The sequence below is a fragment of the Streptococcus intestinihominis genome, assembly GCF_046824975.1.
GTDB lineage: Bacteria > Bacillota > Bacilli > Lactobacillales > Streptococcaceae > Streptococcus.
Genome location: NZ_JBKQBL010000001.1, coordinates 414,354 through 418,376, shown reverse-complemented (window position 1 = coordinate 418,376; position 4,023 = coordinate 414,354). Strand labels below are relative to the sequence as shown.

Sequence of the window (4,023 nt, the reverse complement as noted above, 5' to 3'; positions counted from 1 at the left end):
GGAATCTTCGTGGCATGTCCATCTTCGCTCTTGGACTTTCTCCCTGGATGTCTTCCATGATTTTGTGGCGGTTGTTTACAGTATCTAAACGTCATAACCTGGAGAGGACCAGTTCGGAGCTTGTGGAACGACGGAAGATGTACCTGACACTTGCTCTGGCTCTTGTTCAATCTCTGGCCATCTCTCTTTATCTCCCCTTACAAACAGATCTGAGCCCCCTTCTAGTTGTCTCGCTCAATGCCTTGATAATGATTGCAGGAACCTTTTTCTTGGTCTGGTTAGCTGATTTAAATACGGCCCTAGGCTTGGGGAATTCTATTGTCATCATGATGGCGGGGATGCTCCTGTACTTGCCAGAGGATGTCCTTGGAACCTTGTCAAAGAGTGGGGGTTCAGCATACAGCCTCCTGTTTCTAGTGCCTCTCTTGTTAGGATTTATTTTCATGGTCGTATGCATCGAGTATGCTCGCTATCGGATCCCTGTGAATAAGCTGGGGATTCATAATAGTTTGAAACCTCACACCTTTTTAGAGGTCAAGCTCAATCCAGCTGGGGGGATGCCCTTTATGTATGCCATGACCTTGGTTTCTATCCCGCAGTATATCTTTTTGCTGGTCCAAGCTATCAATCCTCGTGCGTCATGGGCTGCCAGTATCGCAAAGGAGTTGGTAATAGGAGCGCCAGCTTGGATCCTGCTCTACGGTCTGATGATAGCAATTTTGTCCTTTGCTTTTGCCTTTGTGACGGTCAATGGGGAAGAAATTGCGGACAAGATGATGAAAAACTCAGAGTATATTGATTTCGTTTATCCTGGTGAAGAGACACGTCGGTACATCAATCGAATTGTCTTTCGATTAACAGTTTTTGGGACACTTTATTTAATTCTGTTTACAGCATTGCCTTTCCTTCTCCTGCTCTGGGATAGAGGACTTCTACGTTTGGCCATGATTCCAGGGAGTTTTCTCATGTTCGTGGGGATGATGTCGACCATCCGAGAGGAAGTTCGAGCCCTTCGCGTGAACCAAGGCTATACAAGATTGTTTTAGGAGTTGTTATGTATTACTTTATACCAGCCTGGTATGGCAGTGAGCGGATTTGGCACAGTAGGGTGACGCCTTGGTATTGGACGCAAGCTACGATTGAATTTGATGAGACTATTCACCAGCTTCGGGTCTTCCAGGAAGCGGGAGTGGAGCGGAAATTAGTGATTCCGCACTATTGCCCGCAATTGCGTTACGACCTCCATCGGCAAGATTTGTTAGAAACAGATTATCTGTCGATTTTTGATCACATTCAGGGGATTTCCCCTCATCAAGAGATGCTTCCGATTCAGGTCGAGGATTTGGAATGGCTTGCTCACACAAGCTTTACTTATACGCCTTTTCAAATAGTGGCGTTCTGTCGCGGTCAGGAGATTGCTAGTATCGATCTGGGGGTAGACGGGAAAATCCTCTCAGTGAGACGGGTAAAGGATAAGGAAACGGTTTATGTGCAGTATCTGGATGACCGAGGCTTTATTTCCAGTGTTATTTACTACAAAGAGGGAAGTCCCTATTTCCAAGACTATCTAACCCCCGAAGGTGACTGGGTCTTGAGAGAGTTGTTGACAGATGCGAACCACATGGTCTTGGTCAATGAAGCCTTTCAGAAGCAGTTCAAACGAGAAACCTATCCGGACATGGGAGAAGTGGTTGCTGAAAAATTGAAAGCCAACCTAGGAGACCTGGTTCCGGGTCAAGATCGTCTGGTGATTGCAGCCCATCCGGTCAATCTACCCTTTGTCCAACAAGTGGGACTAGGTGTCTCAAAGGTTCTTTCTTTTTATGGACAACGCCAGCCCTTATCTCAAGAAGATTCGTCGCTTCATTTTTCTTTAAAAGAGGTTGACTTGGTGATAACGGATAGTGAAAAAACGAAACAGGACTTGCTTGGTCTTGCTCCAAGTCTTGCTTCTAAGATCCATCGCCTGACGTCTTTTGATTCACGGCTGAGATTGGGAAGCAGTCAGGAGAGGAAAGAGTCGAAAATCTTTTTCCACCTGGATGAAAAGGATCTCCCCTCTCAATCCGTTTTACAGAAAATGTTTGAAATCTTAGCGAAAAATCCCTTGTTTGAGGTCGTTTTCGCGATTTACAATGCTTCTGATGAAGCTGTAGCGGCACTGAATCATCAGCTAGAAGACTTGGCTAGCAAGATGGGGATAGCTTCTCTAGGGGGTCGGGTTGATTCTCGAGAACTGGGAGAAAACCACCTCCTCGAAGATGCCTTTCTCTTTGAAAAGAAGCTAGATCGTTATAAGGTTCGAAATTTCTTTAACGAAAATGATATCATCAAAGAATTAGAACAGACTCGCTTAATAGTAGACGTAAGTGAGGAACCCGATCTGTATACACAAATTGCAGGCATTTCGGCAGGAATTCCTCAGATCAATCGTACCCATACGGAGTATGTAGACCATTTAAAAAATGGATATGTCTTGGGTGAGATGGAGGAAGAGCTAGAAAAAGCGATAGACTATTTCCTTAGAGATCTGAAACCGTGGAATGAAGCGCTGATTTATTCTGTCGAAAAGATCCAAGAATACACAGGCCAGCGCTTGATCGCCAAATGGGAAGGATGGATGAAAAACTAGGATGGACAGGAAGTTGGAAACAGGCCATATTCTTCAAATTGGACCTACAAATTGGCAGGAAGAAGTGACAATTCCAGAAGGTCTGAACTGGCATTATTTTTCTATCCAAACCCCTCTACAGATAGAGGACTACATGACGGAGCAAGGCATCAAGCAGTTTCAGGCCTTGGTGCTGGATCATCCTGAGAGGTTATTGAGCTTCAAAGAAGAGCTGGGTCTCTTTCAGCCCTACACTGTTTTTTATGATCAAGTATATGATCAAGAGTCAGTTACAGAAGAACTGGATCGTTTGATGCAACTGGTTCAGGCTAAGGCTTGGGATTTTTCCGATAAGGCTCCCTTTCTCTATCAACTTCATCGTTTCCTTTATGACGGCCAGTATGGGGATGCCTTTAGTGTCAGAGAGTTACGAGTTATAGCTGACTTTGCAGGCAGTCAAACGGTCAGAGGGAAACACTTTTTGGAGTTAGAGGGTTCATATGGAGAAGAATATACTCCCATAGCCCAGTGGGTCAACACCTATTCGTATGATGGGGTCCTTCCTACGGATCTATGGCTAGAGTACGAGAAAACGCCAGACTGCCAGATACAGTTGCGGGTCCAATTTTTCCAGAGTGGGACCTTAGGATCTTTAGTGAAGGAGCTTGTCTATTCAGAAGCAAATTTGGAAAGGCCGGTTCTAATTGACGAGCCCGATCGTTATTACCTATCCTTTTCACTAGAAGCGAAGGGCCAGGGGCGACTCATAATCGGTGCTTTGCACAAGCGCTTCTCTCATGGCCCTTTTGGAGAAATTGCTCTTGGTTCACAGACTCTCAGAGACAGCAAGCGTCAGGAAATTTTTGCTTATTTCCATCCAGGAGACCTGAAGCCACCTCTGAATGTCTATTTCTCCGGTTATCGTCCTGCAGAGGGCTTTGAAGGCTTTGCCATGATGAAAAATATGGGAGCGCCCTTTATTCTTTTTTCGGATCCACGTCTAGAGGGGGGATGCTTCTATCTAGGCTCTCCAGAGTTGGAAAAGAAGATTCAGGATTTTATCGATCATCATCTTCAATCCTTAGGATTTGGTCCCAAAGAATTGAACTTTTCAGGTCTATCGATGGGCACTTATGGAGCTCTCTACTATGGAGCCTCTTACTCACCTCATGCGATCTTGGTTGGGAAACCGATTGTCAACCTTGGGGATGTAGCTGCCAATCTGAAGTTTAAACGGCCAGATGAATTTGGAACCTCGCTCGATATGATGCAATTACTCCTTGGTCGAGTGTCAAGTGAAGGGATAGAGGCCTTGAACAAGCGTTTTTGGGATCGATTTCATCAGGCAGAGTTAAAGGATACCCTCTTAGCCTTGGCTTATATGAGAGACGATGACTACGACCAGAAGGCTT

The 4,023-nt window shown here is 45.3% G+C and carries 3 protein-coding genes; all 3 read left to right on the top strand.

The genetic code is table 11. The annotated features are described in order from the left end of the window. The coding region (gene secY2 / locus ACLOR3_RS02225; protein ID WP_412036949.1) for an accessory Sec system protein translocase subunit SecY2 at positions 1 to 1,046 on the top strand (1,046 nt) is incomplete at its 5' end. 8 nt (positions 1,047 to 1,054) lie between these two features. Then, complete coding sequence (gene asp1 / locus ACLOR3_RS02220) at positions 1,055 to 2,632, top strand: accessory Sec system protein Asp1 (protein ID WP_411400116.1); 1,578 nt, start codon at positions 1,055 to 1,057, stop codon at positions 2,630 to 2,632. Between the two features lies 1 nt (position 2,633). Continuing rightward, on the top strand, positions 2,634 to 4,023 hold a 1,390-nt coding region (gene asp2 / locus ACLOR3_RS02215), incomplete at its 3' end, for an accessory Sec system protein Asp2 (protein WP_412036948.1).

Excerpts from the sequence above, each read along its gene's own strand:
- asp1 (WP_411400116.1), top strand. The coding sequence starts at position 1,055 with ATGTATTACTTTATACCAGCCTGGTATGGCAGTGAGCGGATTTGGCAC.